At 33.1% G+C, this 21,664-nt stretch carries 20 protein-coding genes and 1 riboswitch; of the genes, 11 read left to right on the forward strand and 9 right to left on the reverse strand.

Going from position 1 to position 21,664, the window contains the following annotated elements; translation table 11 throughout:
- Positions 1-28 precede the first annotated feature (28 nt).
- The 4 genes from M0M44_RS00465 (at position 29) to M0M44_RS00480 (ending at position 4,540) form a co-directional block, all read left to right on the forward strand.
- Positions 29-826, forward strand: coding sequence for an adenosylcobinamide-GDP ribazoletransferase (locus M0M44_RS00465; RefSeq protein WP_248728036.1), 798 nt, complete (start codon positions 29-31; stop codon positions 824-826).
- On the forward strand, positions 811-1,344 hold the full coding sequence (cobC, locus tag M0M44_RS00470; RefSeq protein ID WP_248728037.1) for an alpha-ribazole phosphatase: 534 nt from the start codon (positions 811-813) through the stop codon (positions 1,342-1,344). Before M0M44_RS00465 ends, cobC begins: the two co-directional genes overlap by 16 nt.
- A gap of 65 nt (positions 1,345-1,409) precedes the next feature.
- Positions 1,410-1,618: riboswitch (cobalamin riboswitch) on the forward strand.
- 27 nt (positions 1,619-1,645) lie between these two features.
- The gene (locus M0M44_RS00475; protein ID WP_248728038.1) at positions 1,646-3,499 is read left to right on the forward strand and encodes a TonB-dependent receptor plug domain-containing protein; all 1,854 of its coding nucleotides are present in this window, start codon (positions 1,646-1,648) and stop codon (positions 3,497-3,499) included.
- A gap of 3 nt (positions 3,500-3,502) precedes the next feature.
- A complete protein-coding gene (locus tag M0M44_RS00480; protein WP_248728039.1) occupies positions 3,503-4,540 on the forward strand; it encodes a YncE family protein in 1,038 nt (345 codons plus the stop codon).
- Between the two features lie 85 nt (positions 4,541-4,625).
- Here the strand turns inward: M0M44_RS00480 and M0M44_RS00485 are convergent, their stop codons facing one another.
- Positions 4,626-6,086, reverse strand: coding sequence for a S41 family peptidase (locus M0M44_RS00485; protein WP_248728040.1), 1,461 nt, complete (start codon positions 6,084-6,086; stop codon positions 4,626-4,628).
- Between the two features lie 167 nt (positions 6,087-6,253).
- Between M0M44_RS00485 and M0M44_RS00490 the strand changes: the two genes are divergently transcribed.
- From M0M44_RS00490 to yiaA, 5 genes are all read left to right on the forward strand, one after another.
- On the forward strand, positions 6,254-6,763 hold the full coding sequence (locus M0M44_RS00490; protein ID WP_008464858.1) for an RNA polymerase sigma factor: 510 nt from the start codon (positions 6,254-6,256) through the stop codon (positions 6,761-6,763).
- The gene (locus M0M44_RS00495) at positions 6,750-7,211 is read left to right on the forward strand and encodes a hypothetical protein (protein WP_248728041.1); all 462 of its coding nucleotides are present in this window, start codon (positions 6,750-6,752) and stop codon (positions 7,209-7,211) included. Before M0M44_RS00490 ends, M0M44_RS00495 begins: the two co-directional genes overlap by 14 nt.
- Positions 7,212-7,229: 18 nt before the next feature.
- Positions 7,230-7,757: a DUF4252 domain-containing protein gene (locus M0M44_RS00500; RefSeq protein WP_248728042.1), complete on the forward strand. Its 528-nt coding sequence runs from the start codon at positions 7,230-7,232 to the stop codon at positions 7,755-7,757.
- 2 nt (positions 7,758-7,759) lie between these two features.
- Positions 7,760-8,299, forward strand: a complete 540-nt coding sequence (locus tag M0M44_RS00505; RefSeq protein ID WP_248728043.1) for a DUF4252 domain-containing protein — start codon at positions 7,760-7,762, stop codon at positions 8,297-8,299.
- Positions 8,300-8,483: 184 nt separating this feature from the next.
- A complete protein-coding gene (yiaA, locus tag M0M44_RS00510; RefSeq protein ID WP_248728044.1) occupies positions 8,484-8,882 on the forward strand; it encodes an inner membrane protein YiaA in 399 nt (132 codons plus the stop codon).
- Positions 8,883-8,958: 76 nt separating this feature from the next.
- On the opposite strand, the gene carB is transcribed toward yiaA, so the two are convergent.
- Together carB and rpmH are read right to left on the reverse strand one after the other, a co-directional pair.
- The gene (gene carB / locus M0M44_RS00515; protein WP_248728045.1) at positions 8,959-11,814 is read right to left on the reverse strand and encodes a carbamoyl-phosphate synthase large subunit; all 2,856 of its coding nucleotides are present in this window, start codon (positions 11,812-11,814) and stop codon (positions 8,959-8,961) included.
- Positions 11,815-11,961: 147 nt separating this feature from the next.
- A complete protein-coding gene (gene rpmH, locus M0M44_RS00520) occupies positions 11,962-12,123 on the reverse strand; it encodes a 50S ribosomal protein L34 (protein ID WP_008464848.1) in 162 nt (53 codons plus the stop codon).
- A 169-nt stretch (positions 12,124-12,292) separates the two neighbouring features.
- Between rpmH and M0M44_RS00525 the strand changes: the two genes are divergently transcribed.
- Positions 12,293-12,808 (forward strand): DUF2892 domain-containing protein, encoded by a 516-nt coding sequence (locus tag M0M44_RS00525; RefSeq protein WP_248728046.1) that lies wholly within the window; start codon positions 12,293-12,295, stop codon positions 12,806-12,808.
- Between the two features lie 214 nt (positions 12,809-13,022).
- Here the strand turns inward: M0M44_RS00525 and M0M44_RS00530 are convergent, their stop codons facing one another.
- Positions 13,023-13,682 carry a YqiA/YcfP family alpha/beta fold hydrolase gene (locus M0M44_RS00530; RefSeq protein ID WP_248728047.1) on the reverse strand — a complete coding sequence of 220 codons (660 nt, stop codon included), beginning with the start codon at positions 13,680-13,682 and terminating at the stop codon, positions 13,023-13,025.
- A 290-nt stretch (positions 13,683-13,972) separates the two neighbouring features.
- On the opposite strand from M0M44_RS00530, the gene M0M44_RS00535 reads away from it, so the two are divergent.
- Positions 13,973-14,275, forward strand: coding sequence for a GNAT family N-acetyltransferase (locus M0M44_RS00535; protein WP_248728048.1), 303 nt, complete (start codon positions 13,973-13,975; stop codon positions 14,273-14,275).
- Here M0M44_RS00535 and M0M44_RS00540 read toward each other — a convergent pair.
- The 5 genes from M0M44_RS00540 to M0M44_RS00560 form a co-directional block, all read right to left on the reverse strand.
- Positions 14,272-15,702, reverse strand: a complete 1,431-nt coding sequence (locus M0M44_RS00540) for an anion permease (RefSeq protein ID WP_248728049.1) — start codon at positions 15,700-15,702, stop codon at positions 14,272-14,274. The genes M0M44_RS00535 and M0M44_RS00540 overlap by 4 nt on opposite strands.
- Before the next feature lie 20 nt (positions 15,703-15,722).
- Positions 15,723-16,877: a porin gene (locus M0M44_RS00545; RefSeq protein ID WP_248728050.1), complete on the reverse strand. Its 1,155-nt coding sequence runs from the start codon at positions 16,875-16,877 to the stop codon at positions 15,723-15,725.
- A 231-nt stretch (positions 16,878-17,108) separates the two neighbouring features.
- Positions 17,109-18,542 (reverse strand): DASS family sodium-coupled anion symporter, encoded by a 1,434-nt coding sequence (locus M0M44_RS00550; protein ID WP_248728051.1) that lies wholly within the window; start codon positions 18,540-18,542, stop codon positions 17,109-17,111.
- Between the two features lie 20 nt (positions 18,543-18,562).
- Positions 18,563-19,717: a porin gene (locus M0M44_RS00555; protein WP_248728052.1), complete on the reverse strand. Its 1,155-nt coding sequence runs from the start codon at positions 19,715-19,717 to the stop codon at positions 18,563-18,565.
- 197 nt (positions 19,718-19,914) lie between these two features.
- Positions 19,915-21,549 carry an ABC-F family ATP-binding cassette domain-containing protein gene (locus M0M44_RS00560; protein WP_248728053.1) on the reverse strand — a complete coding sequence of 545 codons (1,635 nt, stop codon included), beginning with the start codon at positions 21,547-21,549 and terminating at the stop codon, positions 19,915-19,917.
- Positions 21,550-21,664 lie beyond the last annotated feature (115 nt).

The following is a 21,664-nucleotide window of genomic DNA, read 5'->3' on the forward strand; positions in this document are numbered from 1 at the left end:
TGACATACTAAATGAAAACCCACTCTAAATGAAAAAAGAACTACATATTTTCTTCACCTGTTTAATGTTCTACACTAGAATTCCGTGTCCAAAAAACATTACTCATCATCCAGATTATCTAAATAAAGCCACAAGATATTTCCCATTTATTGGTTGGATTGTTGGGAGTATTTCTTTTATAGCTTATTCTCTATTTGCTCAATTTCTTTATACAGAAACAGCTGTTATATTGGCAATTATTACTTCTATATTAACAACCGGAGCCTTTCACGAAGACGGATTTGCCGATGTTTGTGATGGTTTTGGCGGAGGCTGGACGAAAGAAAAGATCTTAATGATTATGAAAGACAGCGCCATTGGTGCTTATGGAGCAATCGGATTGGTTTTGCTTTTTTTATTAAAATTCAGATTGCTTTCAGAATCTATTTTGTTATTTCAAGTTTATGATTCGATGGCAGTTTTTAAAATTTTTCTCTTATTTATTTCTGCTCATTCTTTGAGTCGTCTGGCGGCAATCAGTATTATTTTTACGCACGAATATTCACGTGAAGATGCTTCAAGCAAAAGTAAACCTATTGCAAAACAATATACTTGGAAAGAAGTTTTTGGCTCATTCTTTTTTGGTTTAATTCCGTTACTTGTATTCTCTTATTTTGATTGGAGATTTCTCCTGACCATAATCCCTGTTTTTATAACTCGATATTTTTTAGCCCGATATTTTCAGAAATGGATTGACGGTTATACAGGAGATTGTCTTGGCGCTACACAACAGGTTTGCGAAGTAGTATTTTACCTTAGTATTTTATTTTTATGGAAATTTATCTAGTCCGTCATACCGAAACAGTATGCGAAAAAGGAATCTGTTACGGACAATCAGACGTCGATATTGCAGTACCATTTGATGAAGTTTTCGGCAAAATCATTTCTGAACTTCCTTCTGAAGCAATAATATTTTCTAGCCCACTTAAGCGCTGTGTTATTTTAGCAAAACATATTCAAGATAACATCAAAACCATTTCTTATCGCGAAGATGAACGTTTAAAAGAAATGAATTTTGGTGATTGGGAATTGAAAAGCTGGAACGAAATTCCGTCTGAAGAACTCAATCCGTGGATGGAAGATTTTGTAAATATCAAAGTTTCAAATGGAGAATCTTTTGTAGAATTACATGAAAGAGTTGGTGATTTTTTAGTTAATGAAATTTCAAAAATAAATCAGCCAATTGTTATTGTTGCCCATGCAGGAATTATAAGAAGTATTTTGTGTCATCAGAATTCACTTCCATTAAAAGAAGCTTTTAATAATAAAGTTGATTTCGGAGAAGTTATAAAAATCGATTTTTAGTGCAAATTATTTATAATTTTCTATCAAATGGAAAAGAAATTTGAATAATCAATATTTTTAACTTTATCTTTGCAGCAAATTAAGGTTGTGTTTTTGATTTAAAAACACATTAAAAGGGAATCAAGTAAATACTTGAGCTGTACCCGCAACTGTAAGCTAAGTTCAAAAAAAATGAATGCTTGCTGTAACTACATCACCACTGTCACGCCTTGCGTGATGGGAAGGTAAACAGCAAGACGCAAGCCAGGAGACCTGCCTTTGTAACAATTATCGAGCTCTCGGGAAAAAGAGCGAAGAAATTATGACTATAAAACGACTTCTTGCTTTTTGTTCTTTTGTGATGTGCCAGATTATTTCGGCGCAGAGCGATTCTATTACCAGTTTAAAAGAAGTATTGGTTTCAGATAAAAACTTAAAAAACTACTCGGTTTCGCAATCTGTTTTAAAACTAAATGATTCTATAATCAATAAAAATGAAGCGCTCCTTACCGATTTATTAAACTTTAATTCGACTTTATATTTTAAAGAATACGGACGCGGAATGCTTTCTACGGTTTCTTTTAGAGGTACGACTTCTTCTCAGACAGCGGTAATCTGGAACGGAATTAATATCAATTCCCAAATGAACGGAAGCACCGATTTTAATACCATTTCGGGTTCCGATTATAATTCGATAAGCGTAAAAGCGGGTGGCGGAAGTGTTATTTACGGAAGCGGTGCTGTTGGAGGAACGGTGCACTTAAATAACGATTTGTTATTTTTTAATCGTTTTGAGAATAATTTAAGACTAGATTACGGCAGTTTTAACACGATTGGAATTAATTATAAAACTTCTATTTCTAACAAAAAATGGAGTGCTCAAATTGGAATGTCAAAAAATAGCTCGACTAACGATTACAAATACTTAAATCGATATACTTGGAGAGGCGAACAGCGATGGAATCAGAATGGACAATATGACATTATTACCTTAAGCGCTAATGCTGGATATAAATTCAACCAAAATCATATTTTAAAACTATACAGCCAGAGTTCAAACACCGACCGTAACACTTCTTTAATAGTAGAGTCTGAAACCAAAAGTAAATACATAAACGGTTTTAACAGAAACTTACTGGAATATGATGGAAGTTTCGGAAAGCTTAAAACCAATTTTAAAACAGCCTATATTTTCGAAAACTATCAATACTTTGAAGATAATTCTTCAAAAAATTATACATACGGAAAGACTGAAAACTTAATTACCAAACTCGATGTCGATTATCATGTATTCAAATCTACACATCTTAACGGAATTGTAGATTATAGCAGAACAAATGGTTACGGAACCAGTTTTGGAAGTCATATTCGCGAAATAAGCTCTGCTTCTTTATTGGTTAGACAAGATATTGGAGACAATTGGAAAAACGAACTCGGGGTTAGAAAAGAGTTTACGGATAACTATAAATCTCCTGTTTTATTCAATCTCGGATCTTCTTATAAATTCAATGATTGGTACAATTTAAAACTTAATGTATCACGAAATTTTAGAATTCCGACCTACAATGATTTGTATTGGGACCAAGGAGGAAATCCTAATTTAAAACCTGAAAACTCTTACCAAGGGGAAATTGGCAACGTTTTTACATTCAAAAATTGGTCTTGGACACAGAATTTCTACTACATGAAAATTACCGACATGCTGCAATGGGTTCCTGGAGCAAATGGCATTTGGACCCCTCAGAATCAAGATAAAGTAAACAGTTACGGAACAGAAACTATGCTGGCTTGGAAAAAAAGTTATGGCAAAAACAGTTTCGCAGCAAATGCTACTTATGCTTATACGGTTTCGCAAGATGAAAAAACTAAAAATCAATTGTTTTTTGTGCCGTTTAATAAAGCTACAGGATCTGTCTCCTATTCTAGAAATAAATTAAGTGCTTATTATCAAATTCTTTATAACGGATTTGTTTACACGAGAGCCGATAATAATCCTGACGAAATTATTAACGATTATACGATTTCAAATATCGGAATCGATTATGATCTTAAATTTTTAGATTCTTTCAAAGTAGGTTTTCAAGTTTTAAATCTTTTTAATAAAGATTACGAAAGTCTGGAAAACAGACCAATGCCAGGTCGCAATTTCAATATGTATATAACCTTAAAATTTTAATATATGAAGTTTAGTAAATTACTTTTAATAGCGTTAAGTATTTCGTTATTCGCTTCTTGTTCAAGTGATGATGACGATGCCCCAAAAGGTGCTTACGACAATGGTTTTTTCATTTTAAATGAAGGAAGCTCAGATGCAGGAACTGTTTCATTCTCTAGTAATGATTTTAGCATATTTACAAAAGATGCTTACAAAGCCGAAAATGGATCTGATGTACTTGGAAAATTTGTTCAGAATATCTTTTTCGAAGGAGACAAAGCATATATTATTGCAGGAGGTTCAAATGTAATAAACATCGTAAACCGTTATACTTTCAAATTAATTGCAAAAGTTGACAGTGGCTTGGTTAATCCTAGATATGGAGTGATAAAAGACGGAAAAGCTTACGTAACAAATGCAAATTCATACAGCGCTGAAACAGGAAGTACAGACGATTACATTGCGGTAATTAATTTGGCTACAAACGTTGTTGAATCTAAAATTGCATTAAACACAACTGGAAATAGAATTATAGAAGAAGGCGGAAAATTATACATCACAGATCCTTTGGGAACTGATAAACTTTCTATTTATAACATCGCTTCAAAAACTTTAGAAGCTCCAATAACCATTGGTTACGGTTCAGATTCTATTGAAGAAGAAAACGGAAGCCTTTTTATCTTACAGCCTTCTTATACAGCAAGCAGTGTAATTTTAAAAGTAAAAATCTCTGACAAATCTGTTTCTAAAATTGAAATTCCGGAATCTCAAGGAGTAGCTGGATTTTTAGATATTGAAGACAACAAAGTATATTATACAGTTGCAAATTCTGTTTACTCAATTACTACATCAGCAACAGCTGCTGCTACTAGTCCGCTTTTTACAGCTACTTCAGATCTTGGTTACCTTTACGGTTTTGCAGTAAAAGACAACCGTGTTTTCCTTGCAGATGGCGGAAACTTTAAAGAAGATAGCAAAGCTTATATTTATAACTTCAGCGGAAGTTTATTAAAAGAATTAACTGTTGGTGTAGGTCCAAACGGATTCTACTTTAACGATTAATTTTTACCATTAGAATTAGTTTTTGTTTTTTTATGGAAAAGGCTTTCAGTGATGAAAGCCTTTCCTATTTATTACGTGGATTATTTTAAAAACTCTTTGGTGGATTTTGAAAATACATTCCGTGTCTTAATCCGTTTATAATTTTTGAATCTGTCAAATAAGGATGCTCTGGTTCAGAATCGTTTAGAACTCTTCTAGCAGAAGAACCTGTAATTTTTGAAATAGCCAAATTAAGCAAAGGTTCAGACGTTTCTCCTAAAACACCATAGGTATCCAAATATTCTCTTTGCACATAAGTAGGTTGCAAACCTTGAGTATAATCTCCAAAACCTGCAGAATTTGAAATTTTAAAAACTAAAGGTTGCATTGCATATTTATGATTTGGATTAATTCCTTTTTTAGTAAACAAAGTTTCTGAATCATAAATCGTATACGAACCAACATTCTTACCTGTCGTAGTTTCTCCAATCTGAACTACATTAATATAAGGTGTTAATCCATTAACAACCAATTCACTGGCAGATGCTGTACTAGCTGTTGTAATAATATAAACCGTATTTAAGTTTAAGCTATTTAGCGCTTTTCCATCAATATTATTTACAAATCTGTAATTCAAACTTTCTAAATCATCAGCAGTCATATCTTTCATCCACTTTGTATTAAACTGCGTTTTAGCAAAAATCTGATTGTCAAACTGTCCTGTAATCATACTAGAAAGTCTAATAGAAGATGTAACAGATCCTCCTCCATTATATCGAAGATCTAAAACTAAGTCTGTTATTCCTTGCGATTTGAATTCGCCAAAAACCTGATTTAATTTATCGTCATATCCAGGATAAAAACCATTATACATTAAATAACCAATTTTATGGCTTCCAGAAGGAATTACTTTACTGATTAAAATAGGATTTTCTTCTAAAACAGTTTTTGTCAAGTCAACCGATTTTCCATTCAAAACATAACTGCTTCCATTATAATCCGCCAAGTTTAGCGTATAACTATCCTTATTCAATAATAGTTCTTGATAATTTGAAACCGTAAGTTTCACACCATTTACACTCGTAAATAAGTCACCACGCTTAATTGCTTTAGTAGAAGCATCAGAATTTGGAATAATATATCGTACAAAACCTACTACATCATTCGATCCTGACGTTACGCGACTCAATCTAAAGTCGACGCCATTATTTTTGGTAACACCGCTTAACTCCTGTTCTAAAACAGTATAATCTTCAACAATCCAACTGAAACGGTCAATGGCATCGCCGTTTGGATATTTACTTTCTGGTTTGTTCAATAAATCTTCAAACAAATCCTCTGGATGAGAATATCCTCTTAAAAACTGATTAAAATCTGGCTGCAAATTACGGCCATCAGCTAGATTGGGTACATCGGCCTGCCATAAGTAGACCTCATTCAATCCTCTCCAAATAAAATTATTAATCTGTAAGTCTGCTGGAGCTGCAACATCATCCTGATCTTCACAAGACTGTAAAGAAAATGCGAATAAAAAGAGAAGAAGAATGCTCTTTAAATTTGTTTTCATATCGTGTAGGTTATCTATATTCTGAATAAACGTAAAAGTAGTATCTTTAGTTTTAGCTTTATCCTTAAAGCAGTATTTTTTTTACATAATTTTTTTTCTTTTTTGCTGTAACAAATATAATTGTGTCTCGTCTTGAATATATAAGCTAACGATTAACCATCAGATTAATGAACCAAGTTGTATTTATAGAATTAATAAATCCTTTTAAAGACAAAGTTTTTCGTCTGGCAAAAAGATTGCTTACTAGCACTGAAGAAGCAGAAGATGCAACTCAGGAAGTAATGGTGAAATTATGGAACAAAAAAGACAATCTGCAAAGCTATAATAGCGTAGAAGCATTGGCAATGACCATGACCAAAAATTATTGTCTCGATCAGCTAAAATCTAAAAGAGCTAGCAATCTGCAAATTGTTCACAACAACTTTACCGATCGGCAGCCGCAATTGGATAAAAAACTGGAGGATCAAGACAGTTTAGAATGGGTCGAAAAAATTATAAATGAGATGCCCGAACAAATGCAATTATTAATTCAGCTACGAGATGTGGAGCAATATGAATTTGAAGAAATAGCCAAAATCGTAAATATGAACGAAACAGCAATACGAGTGGCACTTTCGAGAGCGAGAAAAAAAATTAGAGAATCAATGACAAATACACACCTTTATGGAACTAAATAAAATAGAAGATATATTAGAAAAATACTTTCAGGGAGAAACTTCTATTGCTGAGGAAAATCAATTAAAAGAATATTTTTCTTCACCGAATGTTGCGCAGCATTTGGAGCAATACAAACCTATGTTTGGATATTTCTCTCATGCAAAAGAACAGAAATCAACGTATGAAATTCCACTACAATCTAAAAAACGTAACGTAGCGTGGTTATCGATTGCGGCATCAGCTGTTGTTTTGCTGGGAATTGGAACCTACTTTTTTATGAGCGAGCAAAAAGAAGCAACTGCAGTGGCATCGCAAACAGAATTAGGAACCTACGATAATCCCGAAGAAGCTTTAAAAGCAACTCAAAAGGCTTTGGCTTTATTATCAAACAATGTTAATGTAGGTATAGAAAGTGTACAGTACATTAATGAATTCGAACAATCAAAAAACAAAATTTTTAAACAGTAATTAAACACAAAAATAATCATGAAAAATTTCATTATAACCTTAGTATTCGCATTTGTTACCACAACATTCTACGCACAAGGCGCTTTTGACAAATTTGATGGTCAGGATGAAGTAACCTCAGTAATTGTAAACAAAAAAATGTTTGATTTAATGAGCAAAGTAAAAGTTGACGCTTCTGATAAAGAAACACAGCAGTATATTGCTCTAATTAAAAAACTGGATTACTTAAAAGTATTCACCACTAAAAATCCAAAAATCGAAGCAGACATGAAAGCTACTGCCGACAAATATGTAAAAACTGCCGGCCTAGAAGAATTAATGCGTGTAAATGATGGTGGAAAAAATGTTAGAATAATGGTAAAATCTGGCGCTACAGATACTCAAATAAAAGAATTATTAATGTATGTTGATGGCGCAAAAAACGACGAAACTGTTTTATTATCTTTAACTGGTAATTTTGATTTAAACGAAATCTCAGTTCTAACAGATAAAATGCAACTTCCTGGCGGTACAGACTTAAAGAAAGCTTCTAAAGGCAAAAAATAACAATGAGAACAAATATTTTCATCTTAGCACTTATGGCTCTCCTAACTTTAGGAAGCTGTAATTCTGAACCAACATTGCAAAAGTATTTTGTTGAAAATTCGGAGAAAAAAGATTTCATAGCATTAGATGTTTCACCAAACATCCTGAATGTGGATAAGACAAATTTATCAGCAGAACAAAACGAAGCTTTAAATTCGTTTGACAAAATGAATATTCTAGCTTTCAAAGCTGATCAAAACAATCAGGCACAGTTTGAGGCAGAACGAAACAAGGTAAAAGCGATATTAAAAGATCCTAAATATCAAGAGTTAATGAAAATTGGTTCTGGTAAAGATGGCGCTTCTGTAAGCTATGTTGGAAGTGATGATAATATTAAAGAGTTTATCATTTTTGCCAATCGAAAAGAAAATGGGTTTGCCGTAGTTAGGGTTTTAGGCGAAAACATGAATCCAAACAATATTATGACTTTAATGTCTGTTTTACAGAAATCTAAAATAGATATGGAACAGTTAAAACCTTTAGAACAATTACTTAAAAAATAATACAATCTTACTTTTTAAATTGAGAAAGCTCCAATATATTGGAGCTTTTTTTATAACAACTGCTAAGATTATACTTATTAATTTGTTTGTGTTTTCATTTTGCCATTAATCAAATTTAATTACATTTACGAACTGAGATTACAAAAAAAATAAATCTCAAAAATCTAATTTAACCAGAATTAATATGATACAAAAAACATCAAATGCTTTCATTGCGGCATCTTGGGTAGCTCTTGGAGCTGGAACTGTCGGATTTATCGTTGGACTAGCAAGAGCTGAAATGTTATTAAATGAAAAAGGATATTATTTTACCGTTTTAATGTTCGGTCTTTTTGCTGTAGTTTCTTTGCAAAAAAGCGTTAGAGATAGACTTGAAAAACTTCCTGTAACCGATATTTATTATGGAATCTGCTGGTTCGGAACATTGCTTTCAATCGTTCTTTTGGTTGTTGGATTATGGAATGCAACAATTCTTCCTAGCGAAAAAGGTTTTTATGCTTTTGCTTTTTTATTAGCATTGTTCGGTGCTATTTCAGTTCAAAAAAACACTAGAGATAATATGAATTTTAGCCAAAGCGAATAAATTTCTGAATTTAATTAATACAAAAAAGCTCCAATTTTCATTGGAGCTTTTCTTTTATAATAGAATCTGAGATTATTTATTTACTCAAATACATTTTTCTTCTAGAGTACAATTCGTAGAATTGATCGTCTTTTAAGTCATCAATAAACAAGATACTTTCTCCTGTCGATTTCATTTCTGGTCCTAACGCTTTGTTCACGTTCGGGAACTTGCTGAAAGAGAAAACTGGCTGCTTAATTGCATATCCTTTCAATTGCGGATTAAAATCAAAGTCAGTTACTTTATTATGACCTAACATTACTTTTGTAGCGTAGTTTACATAAGGCTCTCCGTAAGCTTTTGCAATAAACGGAACCGTTCTTGAAGCTCTTGGGTTTGCCTCGATGATGTATACTGTATCATCTTTAATTGCAAACTGAATATTGATTAAACCAACCGTTTTTAAAGCTCTCGCAATTTTATGCGTGTGATCTTTAATTTGCTGCATTACAAATTCCCCTAAGTTGAAAGGAGGCAATGTTGCATTACTATCTCCAGAGTGAACTCCACATGGCTCAATGTGCTCCATAATTCCGATGATATACACATTTCCATCAGCATCACAAATTGCATCAGCTTCAGCTTCGATTGCTCCAGCTAAGTAATGATCCAAAAGTAATTTGTTTCCTGGAATTGCTTTCAACAAATCGATAACATGCTCTTCAAGCTCTTTTTTGTTGATTACAATTTTCATTCCCTGACCTCCTAATACATATGAAGGACGAATTAAAAGTGGGAAATCTAAAGTATCTGCCAATTTAGAAGCTTCATCTGCAGTTTCAGCGATTCCGAATCTTGGGAAAGGAATATTTAATTCAGTCAATAAGTCTGAGAATCTTCCTCTGTCTTCCGCTAAGTCAAGTGCATCAAAACTAGTTCCGATGATTTTTACTCCGTATTTAGATAATTTATCTGCTAATTTAAGAGCAGTCTGACCTCCCAGCTGCACAATTACACCTTCTGGTTTTTCGTGCTGGATAATGTCATAAATGTGCTCCCAGAAAACTGGTTCGAAATATAATTTATCAGCAGTATCAAAATCTGTAGAAACCGTTTCAGGATTACAGTTAATCATGATAGTCTCATAACCGCATTCTTTAGCTGCCAAAACTCCGTGTACACAAGAATAATCAAATTCGATTCCTTGACCAATTCTGTTTGGCCCAGAACCTAAAACGATTACTTTCTTTTTATCTGTCAGGATACTTTCGTTATCTACATAACGTTCTCCGTTTGCTTTTTCAATTTCAGCCTCAAAAGTTGAATAGTAATAAGGTGTTTTAGCTTTAAATTCAGCCGCACAAGTATCAACCAATTTAAACACACGGTTGATATTCATGTCCATACGCAAAGTATGCACTTCACTTTCTAAACAATTCATCATGTGAGCCAATTGTCTGTCAGCAAAACCTTTTTGTTTTGCCTCAAGCAATAATTCTTTAGGAAGATCAGAAACCTTGTAGTTTGAGATTTCTTTTTCTAAAGTGTAAAGCTCTTCATATTGTTTTAAGAACCACATATCGATTCTTGTAATTTCGTGAATTGTGCTCAACGGAATTCCCATTGCGATTGCATCATAAATTACAAAAACACGATCCCAGCTAGCGTGAGTCAGTTTATCGATAATCAATTCGTAATCTTTGTATCCTTTTCCGTCAGCACCTAAACCATTTCTTTTAATCTCTAAAGATTGAGTTGCTTTATGAAGCGCTTCTTGGAAAGAACGTCCGATTCCCATAACCTCACCTACAGATTTCATCTGAAGCCCTAAAGTTCTGTCTGAACCTTCAAATTTATCGAAGTTCCAACGTGGTATTTTTACGATTACATAATCTAAAGTTGGTTCAAAAAGAGCCGAAGTCGATTTTGTAATTTGGTTTTGCAACTCATCTAAGTTGTATCCTAAAGCTAGTTTAGAAGCAATTTTTGCAATTGGATAACCAGTTGCTTTTGATGCTAAAGCAGAAGAACGAGACACACGAGGGTTAATCTCGATCGCTACGATGTCTTCTTTTTCATCTGGAGAAACTGCGAATTGTACATTACATCCTCCTGCAAAATTTCCGATACTTCTCATCATTAAGATAGCGTAGTCACGTAATTTTTGGAAAGTTGTATCAGATAAAGTCATCGCTGGTGCAACTGTAATCGAATCTCCAGTATGGATTCCCATTGGGTCCATATTTTCAATAGAACAGATAATTACAACATTATCATTTTTATCTCTTAAAAGCTCTAATTCGTATTCTTTCCATCCCATCAAAGCTTTGTCAATTAAAACTTCGTGAATTGGAGAAGCTTCAAGTCCGCGAGTTAAAAGCTCATCAAAATCTTCTTTTTTGTAAACCACAGCTGCTCCAGTTCCTCCAAGTGTAAATGATGGACGAATTACAAGCGGGAAACCAAATTCCTGAGCGATTTCTTTTCCTTCAAGGTAAGAAGTTGCTGTTTTTGCCGGTGCAGTTGGCACATTAATTCTTTCTAAAAGCTGTTTAAACTGCTCTCTGTCTTCAGTAATATTAATAGCGTTAACATCAACTCCGATTAATCTTACTCCGAAATCCTGCCAGATTCCTTTTTCCTCAGCTTCCAAACACAAGTTTAAAGCTGTTTGTCCTCCCATTGTTGGCAAAACAGCATCAATTTGCGGATGTTCCTTCAGAATTTCAATAATCGATTTTGTCGTTAGTGGTTTCAAATAAATATGATCGGCCATAGATGGGTCGGTCATAATCGTCGCTGGATTTGAGTTTATAAGGATAACCTCAATTCCCTCTTCACGAATCGAACGTGCAGATTGAGATCCCGCATAATCGAATTCGCAAGCTTGACCAATAACAATAGGTCCTGAACCTATTATTAAAACGGATTTAATTGATGTGTCTTTAGGCATTTTTTTGTATTGTGTAGTTATATAAAGTACTTTTAAAAAACATCCTTAGTCTATTCTAAACTAGAATGTTGCGAAATTTTTTACCGACAAGGTATAAAAAAAGGCGATACTAAAAAAGTAATCGCCTTATGTATGTTTATACAAACATTATTTTTTGTGTCTAGGCTCGCTAGAAACAGTTAATTTATGTCTTCCTTTTGCTCTTCTACGCGCTAGAACTTTTCTTCCATTCGCAGAAGCCATTCTGTCCATAAATCCGTGCTTATTTCTTCTTTTTCTTTTCGATGGTTGAAATGTTCTTTTGCTCATTGCTTTGTATCTTTAAAAATGGTATCTATTAACTCGTTTATTTGGTTTTGGATATCGTTGTTCAAAAACCGAGTGCAAATATACAAAGACTTTTTTTTCTGGCAAGCACTTTTATAAAAATATTTTTAATTCCTTTTACTATCTTTGCAATCACAAATTTACAATAATTATGTTTCACAAGAATATTAAACTTATTTTGGCCGGACTTCTTGTAGTGGCGGGCGTTTGGCAATTTACAGAAAGTAATATTGGGAATGGTATATTCCTTATATTATTGACTGCAATTCCAATTTTTCTTTATTTTAAAAACGAATTTATCCTTTTAGCCTTCCTTAAATTAAGAAAACAAGACTTTGAAGGCGCTAATAAATGGCTATCATATATCAAAAATCCAGAAGGCGCATTAGTAAGAAAGCAGCAAGGATACTTAAATTACTTACAAGGTATCATGTTATCTCAAACTAATATCAATCAAGCGGAGAAACATTTCAAAAAAGCTATCGAACTTGGACTATCAATGGATATGGATTTAGCTGTAGCTAAATTAAACCTTGCAGGAGTTGCAATGTCTCGCAGAAGAAAATTGGAAGCGACTAATTTATTAAACGAAGCTAAAAAATTAGACAAACAAGGGATGCTGAAAGAGCAAATCTCTATGATGAAAGAACAAATGAAGAAAATCTAAATTTCTTTAAATTTCAATATTTTAAATCCCAAATTCCAATTAATGGTATTTGGGATTTTTTTTTATTGCTTAAAACATATAGTTTGTCATTTCGAAGGGAGAAAAAATGACAATATAGCGCAAATACCTTATAATTATATCTTTGGCAAAGTTTTAAACTTTGGCAAAGCCTGAAAACTTGAACATCAAACTTGGAATTTGGAATTTAAATCTTTTAGTCTTCCAATATAATAGAAGGCAAATTCTCATTCAGCCATTTATACTTATTGAGAATCATAATATGAGTCCCTCCTTTGACTAAAATGCATTTATCAATATACTTAATAGGGAAAACATCGTCTTTATCTCCGTGAATGTGCACTACATTTTCGTCAATTTTATCTCGATCCCACAAAATTACACTTTCTACAGCCCACTGCAAATAACCTAAATCACGTACAGATAAAAATTTCTCATACAATTTAATTCGTTTATTGACTTTTTCGCCAAATGAAAATTTAGCCAATTTCTCAACATTAAGAATTAACTGCATCGGAATTAGCTTGTAAGCTTTTGTTTTCTTCCCTATTTTCATTCGTCTCGGGAACTCCAAATTACTTCTTACACTCGATATAATAATAACTTTTCGTGCTTTTATATGTTTCGAAATTTCCTGAACTAGAATTCCGCCAAAAGAAACTCCGACTAAAACAGGATTTTCATCTTTTATATTTTTACTAATTCGAAGCGCATAATCTGATAAAGATTCTTTCGGATGTGGAATTTCCCATTCCAAAAGATGCATTTCAAATGTATTTTCATCCAATTTTATTCTTTCGAAAATAGATGAACTCGCTGCCAAACCTGGCATAAAATAAACTGGAATTTTACTCATAACATTAAAATGAAATTACCATTAAGAAATTTATTCTAAAAATAAAGTTACTTTTTTTAATCTTATGATAATCAAATTTCAGACCTATTTTATAGCCATTCAAAAAAAATCCGAGTTCAAAACAAAAACTTAAAGTTTACATCTTTAAAAAATAATTTAATATTGAAAATCAAATGATTACCTTTGCAATTCGAAATATTTTTTGAATTTAAAACTTATAAAGAATTTTCTTTCAATAAAATTTCGAGTCCCAAATTCACTATTTACCAATAACCTAACAAGAAATTACTATGGAATCTTCTGTAACTATGGAAATCAAAGACAACACTTTTGCACGCCAATTTGAAACTGTCATCCCTGAAGGAATGTTAGCAGTTGAGTATTCATTTCAAGAAAAAAAAATCTTTTTAACCAAGATTAACAAACCAGATTCATACGAGAACGAAGAAACAATTAATTTACTGCTTAAAAATATATTAGATTTAAGTTCTGAAAAAAATTACCGAGTAGTTCCTATTCACCCAAAAATTGTTTCGTTTTTCAAAAAAAACCCTAGATATAAAGAATTACTTCCTCCAGGAATCAGAATCTAAAAATATCCAATTACTCGGAGCCACAATCCTCCTATTACCATATAGATTAAGAGCATAACCAAACCAGTTATAAGCCCTTTGACCCACCAGCTCTTTAGGTCAACGTATCCGCTCCCAAAAAATACAGGTGCCGGACCATGACCATAGTGCGTTAAAGTTCCGTAAAGAGATCCAACAAAACCTAGCATAAATGCTAGCAACAATCCCGGAATTCCGAGCGAAACACCAACACCAAGCAAGGCTGCGTACATTGCTGCAACGTGCGCAGTTGCACTTGCAAAAAGATAATGACTAAAGAAGTATACCAATATAATAATCGGAAAAGCCATCTGCCAGCTTAATCCGCCAATTTCTGCTTTTACCAAATCACTAAACCACGCGATAAAGCCTAATTCATTAAGCGAACTTGCCATCATTACGAGAACAGAAAACCATACAATGGTATCCCAAGCACCTTTTTCGGCTTTTACATCATCCCAAGTCAATACGGAAGTTAAAAGTAAAATCACCAATCCGATAAAAGCTGTTGTTGTTGCATCAATAGAAAGCAGATCTCCTGTCATCCAAAGAAAAAGCAGAATAAAAAATGTCAGCAACATCATCCATTCATTTCTAGTTATCGCACCCATTTCTTTTAATTTCTGTGTTGCAATTTGCGGTGCATCTCCAGTTTTTTTTAATTCTGGGGGATAAATTTTATAAAGCACAAACGGAATTACAATAAAAGCACATAACCCCGGAACAATTGCCGCTGCAGCCCATGACATCCAGCTAATTTTTATTCCTAAATTGAGAGCAAACTTCTGACACATCGGATTACTTGCTGTTCCTGTTAAAAACATTGAAGACGCAATCAAGTTCATATTATAACTATTTAAAGTTAAATAAGCTCCTAATTTCCTATGCGTCTCAGGTTGGTCTGGCATCGAACCAAAACTCATCGACATTGATTTCATAATCGGATAAACGATCCCTCCTCCTCTTGCCGTATTACTTGGAACAGCCGGTGCTAAAACCAAATCTGCCAATCCTAAACCATAGGCGAGTCCTAAAGAACTTTTTCCGAATATTTTTATAAATAAAAAAGCAATTCTATTTCCTAGACCCGTTTTTATAAATCCTCTTGCTATAAAAAATGAAATTCCGATCAGCCAGATTACCTTATCACCAAATCCTTTTAATGCTAATGTGATCGATTTTCCAGGATCTCCTGGAGCCAAAACTTGAGACATCGCCGTTAAAGCAATTGCAATCATACACATTGTTCCCATCGGAGCCGCTTTTAAGATAATTCCTAAAATAGTAGCTACGAAAATGGCAAACAAATGCCAAGCTTCTGTTACAACTCCTTCTGGAGCTGGAACAAACCAAATGGCAACCAAAACTGCCAGCGTAATTAGGGTCTGTGGAATTTTTACTTCTTTCATAAAAACAAAGATTAAGTGAATTAAATTCTGAGCTGTAACTGAATTAAAAATAAATTATCGTTGTAGGTTGACGTATCTGGAATACTCTTATCAAATCTATCAATTTCAAATCCCATCTCGATACGTCCTGTATACGATTTTCCGAATTCCAAACTAACCATTGGCGTGTAAGTGGTGCGCACATTTGAATCGATTTTGTAGCTAGGATCAAAAGTTTCGTAGCGACAAGAAATTTCAAATGCTGTGAGTTTTTTATAGTCTACAACATATCTAAAATTCGGCAAGAAATATATCCCCCGCATTTGATAATCGGCAACATCATCTGTACGGCTAGCAACTGGCAAAGAATAATACAAATTATGGTTTGTTCCTTGCTTATATTCTATCTGCAAATCGAAACTCAATTTATCGGTTATTCTAAAATCACTGGTAATATCTGCTCCTAATGCAAAAACATCTTCTTTAAAGACTTTTCCGAAACCTCCGTTTAAACCCAGATTAATTTTATGCTCTTTTGACAAACCAAAAACCCATCTTGAAGAATATTGTTTTCCGTTATCTTTATCCATTTCTACATTTTTCCCATTTCCATTTAAAACCGAAACTGCGTAATTAACAGGGATTTTTCCAATATCAAAAGCTCCTGTCGCCGATGCTCCAATTTGAAAACTTGTCCATCCATTTTTTCCAAATTCATAATACTGATTCGAAAAATCAAAAGATTTAATAATATCTACCGGAACAAGCTCCTCAATACCAAATGCCGGACGAAATTGTCCTCCTGTTAAAGCTATATATTTATTAAAAGTATATTTCCCGTAGGCATTTTCAAGAACTTTTCCCTTTGGATCAGATTTAAAATCGGCTAAATTGACCAGAATTACAATTTCTGTAGTCTCGCTTAACTTTGTATTTAAACCCACACGCATTCTTTTTATATCAAAAGAACTTTGAACTGCATCTCCCGTAGAATGATGAGTCCCTAAAACATCTACATTATCTCCAAAACTCTCTAGATATCTTGCTTGAAGAAGCCCTTTTAATTGAAATTGCGGATATTTTACTTCTTCACTCTCCTTTTTATCAGCTCCTTGATTCACATCTCCTTGGGCATACAAAAAAAATGGCGTTATAAAAAAAAGAAAAAAAAATGGCGTTAGTAAACTTTTACTCATAGGCTTTAAATTAAATGAAACAGTAATGCTTATATATTGATTTAAAAATCAGCATTCTATTCTTGATCAAAAAACTTAATTACTTATAGTCAACACGAAATGAGAATACTAAAGTAACCAAAAAAGATGTTTTATGTAAAAAAAATTGCATTAAAATAGCATTATACAATATCTTAAAAACAAAAAAGGCACAAGATAACACTTATGCCTTTAAAATTAATACTGCATTTTTTAACTAATATAACCTAATACATTTAGCCATAAACCACCTATAACTAAATAAATCAATAGCATCACGAGACCTGTAATCAGCCCTTTTATCCACCAATTTTTCAAGTCCACGTAACCGCTTCCAAAATAAACTGGTGCTGGTCCGTGACCGTAATGTGTTAATGTTCCATACAGCGACCCTACAAATCCTAACATAAAAGCCAAAAATAATCCTGGAACTCCTAACGAAACTCCAACAGCCAATAATGCTACATACATTGCGGCAACATGAGCCGTTGCACTTGCAAAAATGTAATGACTAAAGAAATATACTGCAACAATAATTACAAAAGCTATTTGCCAGTTCAAACCGAGCATATGACTTTTTACAATTTCACTAAACCAGCCAATAAATCCTAATTTATCTAAAGAACTAGCCATCATTACTAAAACTGCAAACCATACAATTGTATCCCATGCGCCTTTTTCTCCTTTTACATCATCCCAAGTTAATACAGAAGTAAGCAGCAAAACTACTAATCCTATAAATGCTGTTGTTGTTGCATCTATTGAAAAAAGGTCTCCAGTCATCCAAAGAAATAATAAAATAAGAAATGTTAGAAGCATCAACCATTCATTTTTTGAAATTGCCCCCATCTCTTTTAGTTTTTGAGATGCTAATTTTGGAGCATCTCCCGTTTTTTTTAACTCGGGAGGATAAATTTTGTACAACAGAAAAGGAATTACAAAAAATGCCGTCAAACCCGGAACCAATCCCGCAATCGCCCAAGATGTCCAAGAGATATGAATACCCAAATTTTCAGCAAATTTTTGACACATTGGATTACTTGCTGTTCCTGTTAAGAACATAGAAGAAGCAATTAAATTTACATTATAACTGCTTAACGTTAAAAATGCACCCAATTTTCTGCGTGTTTCTGGTTTATCAGGATCTGAATCAAAATTCATTGCCATTGATTTCATAATTGGATAAATTATTCCTCCGCCTCGAGCAGTATTACTTGGCACAACAGGTGCCAAAACTAAATCTGCTAATCCTAGACCATAGGCTAATCCAAGTGAATTTTTTCCAAATATTTTGATGAATAAGAAGGCAATTCTGTTTCCTAAACCTGTTTTTATAAATCCACGAGCTATAAAAAATGAAATTCCTATAAGCCAAATAACCTTGTTTCCGAACCCTCCTAAAGCAAGAGTAATAGAATCCCCCGTACTTTCTGGCGCTAAAACCTGAGTAAAAGCCGTAACTGAAACAGCAATCATACACATAGTGCCCATTGGTGCAGCTTTTAAAATAATTCCTATAATTGTTGATATAAAAATTGCAAATAAGTGCCAAGCTTCTATCGAAAGACCTTTTGGAGTAGGGACAAACCAAATAGCTAAACCTATCACAAGCGTAATAAGCGAATATTTTATATTTATTTCTTTCATGATATTATATTTTTTATTTTTTAGAAAAACCTGCCTTGAAATTGTATAATAAATAGATTATTATCGTATGCTGCTGTATTTGGAATATTACGCTTATAATTGTCTAACTGCATCCCCATTTCTATTCGTCCGGTATAACCTTTTCCAAATTCTAGACTTGCCATTGGAGTATAAGTCTGTTTTGCATTTGAATCAATTTTGAAATTCCTGTCAAAGTATTCGTATCTACATGAAAACTCTATAGCAGTAAGTTTTTGATATTTTATTTCATACCTCAAATTAGGCAGAAAGTAGGCGCCTCTCATTTGATATTCATTGAGATTTAAAGTTCTTGAATCTGGGGATAAAGCATAATATAAGTAGTGATTAATTCCTTGTTTTGCCTCAAACTGTGTTTGAAGAGTTATTTTATCGCCCAGCTTAAAATCAGCTGTAAAATCTAGTCCAACTGCAAACACTTTATTATTATAAACTTCACCAATACCTCCATTGATTCCAATATAGATATTATGTTTTTTATCCAATTCAAAACCAAAACGTGAAGAATATTGTTTTCCATTATCTTTATCAGATACTTGGTCTTTTCCATTTCCATTTACTGCAGTAACTGCATATGTAACTGGTAGTTTTCCTAAATCAAACTTTCCAAACATTGAAACTCCAATTTGAAAACTTGTCCAACCATTATTTCCAAATTCTGCATACTGATTAGAATAATCGAACGATTTAAGAATATCAGCAGGATTCAATTCTTCGATTCCAAATACTGGCCTAAACTGACCAATCAAAAAACCAATGTTTTTATTAAATGTATATCTCGCAAAAGCATTTTCAAGAACTTTACCTTTTGGATCTGATTTGAAATCAGCCAGATTTGCCAAAACAACAACATCAAAACGTTCTCCCAATTTGGTTGTTACTCCCAAACGCATTCTTTTAATATCAAATGTCTTTTCGACTGCTTTACCATCAGAATGCTGAAGTCCGGATGTCGCATCAATACCATTGGTAAAACCGCTTAAATAACGCGCCTGAAAAAGTCCTTGAAATTTGAACTGTGGATATTTTACTTCTGCTTGCAAATTAGATTCTGTAGTTTGTCCATTTGCTAAAAAAGGAAGTATTAAAAGTAAAAGAAAGGTTTTAAACCCTAAAAAATTATTTATTCGATTCATAACTAAAAAAATTAAATTTTTATTGAATAAACAAAAAAATAAGCTTATTCTTACAGTAAATTTAATTTTAAACATTAGCTAAAAACCTGATCTAAGTCATATTTTAAACTATTGCAAACCTTTTGCTTTTTTAATATTAATGCATAAAAAAAGCATAAGAATTAACTTATGCTTTTTTAAAACCTATATCATTTAACTTATTTCTCGATCTCTCTCATAGAATCCATTTTCTTATGCGCTAAGAAACCAGCGACATCTTCAAAATGTTCTTTAACTCTTTTATTTCCGAATTCAAAAACTTTAGTCGCTAATCCGTCAAGGAAATCACGGTCGTGAGAAACCAGGATCAAAGTTCCGTCGAAATCGCGTAAAGCATCTTTAATAATGTCTTTGGTTTTCATATCCAAGTGATTCGAAGGCTCATCTAGAATCAATAAGTTAACTGGCTCCAATAATAATTTAATCATTGCCAAACGAGTTTTCTCTCCTCCAGAAAGCACTTTTACTTTTTTGGTAATATCATCACCCTGAAACATGAAGGCTCCTAAAATATTTTTAATTTGTGTTCTAATATCTCCAACTGCAATACTATCGATTGTTTCAAAAATTGTAGCATTTTCATCTAACAAAGCGGCTTGATTTTGAGCAAAATATCCGATTTGTGCATTATGACCAATTTCTACGCTTCCAGAATCAACGCCGATTTCTTTCATAATGGCTTTAATCATTGTCGATTTTCCTTCACCATTTTTCCCAACGAAAGCCACTTTTTGTCCACGCTCGATTACAATGTTTGCATCTTTAAATACTACGTGATCTCCATAAGCTTTAGACATTTCTTTTACAATAACAGGATATTGTCCAGAACGTGCTGCTGGCGGGAATTTTAATCTTAAAGCCGATGTGTCAACTTCATCAACCTGAACAATTTCCAATTTTTCAAGCATTTTTACACGAGACTGAACGGCATCTGTTTTAGAGAATGTTCCTTTGAAACGGTCAATAAAAGCACGGTTTTCTGCAATCATTTTTTGTTGCTCATCATATGCTTTTTGCTGATGAATTCTACGATCTTTTCTTAATTCTAAATAATGAGTATATTTTGCTTTATAATCATAAATCCTTCCCATTGTAACCTCAATAGTACGATTTGTAATATTATCAACAAAGGCTCTATCGTGAGAAATTACTACTACAGCTTTAGCTTGATTTAGCAAAAATTCCTCTAACCACTGAATACTTTCAATATCCATATGATTCGTTGGCTCATCTAACAAAATCAAATCTGGTTTTCTTAATAGAATTTTAGCCAATTCAATACGCATTCTCCATCCACCTGAAAATTCAGAAGTTTGTCGTCCAAAATCTTCGCGATCAAAACCTAAACCAACCAAAATTTTCTCAACTTCGGCTTCATAGTTTACTTCTTCAATTGCATAAAATTTTTCACTTAAGTCAGAAACTCTTTCGATCAATTTCATGTATTCGTCACTTTCATAATCTGTACGAACTGTCAACTGCTCATTAATAGTATCGATTTCAGCTTTCATTGTAAAAATCTCACTGAAAGCTTTTGATGCTTCTTCCATAACCGTTGCACCATCTTCAGTAAGCAAATGCTGTGGCAAGTAAGCGATTACAGCTTCTTTTGGAGCAGAAATACTTCCGGTTGAAGGTTTGTTTACACCCGCAATTATTTTTAAAAGTGTCGATTTTCCCGCACCATTTTTACCCATAAGGGCAATTTTGTCATTTTCATTAATAGCAAAAGAAACATCGCTAAAAAGTGTAGTTCCACCAAACTGAACCGAAATATCGTTAACTGTAATCATTTGTGTTTGTTAATTTGTTTAATCGGTTAATCGTTTATTTGACTACCCATTTTTTTTTCGTGCTGCAAAGATAGATTAATTAGATAATTAGGCAATTTGAAAATTAGATAATTAT

It is taken from the genome of Flavobacterium humidisoli, from assembly GCF_023272795.1.
Taxonomy (GTDB): Bacteria; Bacteroidota; Bacteroidia; order Flavobacteriales; family Flavobacteriaceae; genus Flavobacterium; species Flavobacterium humidisoli.

Bases quoted from the DNA above. Each gene is read 5' to 3' on its own strand.
- M0M44_RS00465 (WP_248728036.1), top strand. From the start codon at position 29: ATGAAAAAAGAACTACATATTTTCTTCACCTGTTTAATGTTCTACACT.
- cobC (WP_248728037.1), top strand. From the start codon at position 811: ATGGAAATTTATCTAGTCCGTCATACCGAAACAGTATGCGAAAAAGGA.
- M0M44_RS00475 (WP_248728038.1), top strand. From the start codon at position 1,646: ATGACTATAAAACGACTTCTTGCTTTTTGTTCTTTTGTGATGTGCCAG.
- M0M44_RS00480 (WP_248728039.1), top strand. From the start codon at position 3,503: ATGAAGTTTAGTAAATTACTTTTAATAGCGTTAAGTATTTCGTTATTC.
- M0M44_RS00485 (WP_248728040.1), bottom strand. From the start codon at position 6,086: ATGAAAACAAATTTAAAGAGCATTCTTCTTCTCTTTTTATTCGCATTT.
- M0M44_RS00490 (WP_008464858.1), top strand. From the start codon at position 6,254: ATGAACCAAGTTGTATTTATAGAATTAATAAATCCTTTTAAAGACAAA.
- M0M44_RS00495 (WP_248728041.1), top strand. From the start codon at position 6,750: ATGGAACTAAATAAAATAGAAGATATATTAGAAAAATACTTTCAGGGA.
- M0M44_RS00500 (WP_248728042.1), top strand. From the start codon at position 7,230: ATGAAAAATTTCATTATAACCTTAGTATTCGCATTTGTTACCACAACA.
- M0M44_RS00505 (WP_248728043.1), top strand. From the start codon at position 7,760: ATGAGAACAAATATTTTCATCTTAGCACTTATGGCTCTCCTAACTTTA.
- yiaA (WP_248728044.1), top strand. From the start codon at position 8,484: ATGATACAAAAAACATCAAATGCTTTCATTGCGGCATCTTGGGTAGCT.
- carB (WP_248728045.1), bottom strand. From the start codon at position 11,814: ATGCCTAAAGACACATCAATTAAATCCGTTTTAATAATAGGTTCAGGA.
- rpmH (WP_008464848.1), bottom strand. From the start codon at position 12,123: ATGAGCAAAAGAACATTTCAACCATCGAAAAGAAAAAGAAGAAATAAG.
- M0M44_RS00525 (WP_248728046.1), top strand. From the start codon at position 12,293: ATGTTTCACAAGAATATTAAACTTATTTTGGCCGGACTTCTTGTAGTG.
- M0M44_RS00530 (WP_248728047.1), bottom strand. From the start codon at position 13,682: ATGAGTAAAATTCCAGTTTATTTTATGCCAGGTTTGGCAGCGAGTTCA.
- M0M44_RS00535 (WP_248728048.1), top strand. From the start codon at position 13,973: ATGGAATCTTCTGTAACTATGGAAATCAAAGACAACACTTTTGCACGC.
- M0M44_RS00540 (WP_248728049.1), bottom strand. From the start codon at position 15,702: ATGAAAGAAGTAAAAATTCCACAGACCCTAATTACGCTGGCAGTTTTG.
- M0M44_RS00545 (WP_248728050.1), bottom strand. From the start codon at position 16,877: ATGAGTAAAAGTTTACTAACGCCATTTTTTTTTCTTTTTTTTATAACG.
- M0M44_RS00550 (WP_248728051.1), bottom strand. From the start codon at position 18,542: ATGAAAGAAATAAATATAAAATATTCGCTTATTACGCTTGTGATAGGT.
- M0M44_RS00555 (WP_248728052.1), bottom strand. From the start codon at position 19,717: ATGAATCGAATAAATAATTTTTTAGGGTTTAAAACCTTTCTTTTACTT.
- M0M44_RS00560 (WP_248728053.1), bottom strand. From the start codon at position 21,549: ATGATTACAGTTAACGATATTTCGGTTCAGTTTGGTGGAACTACACTT.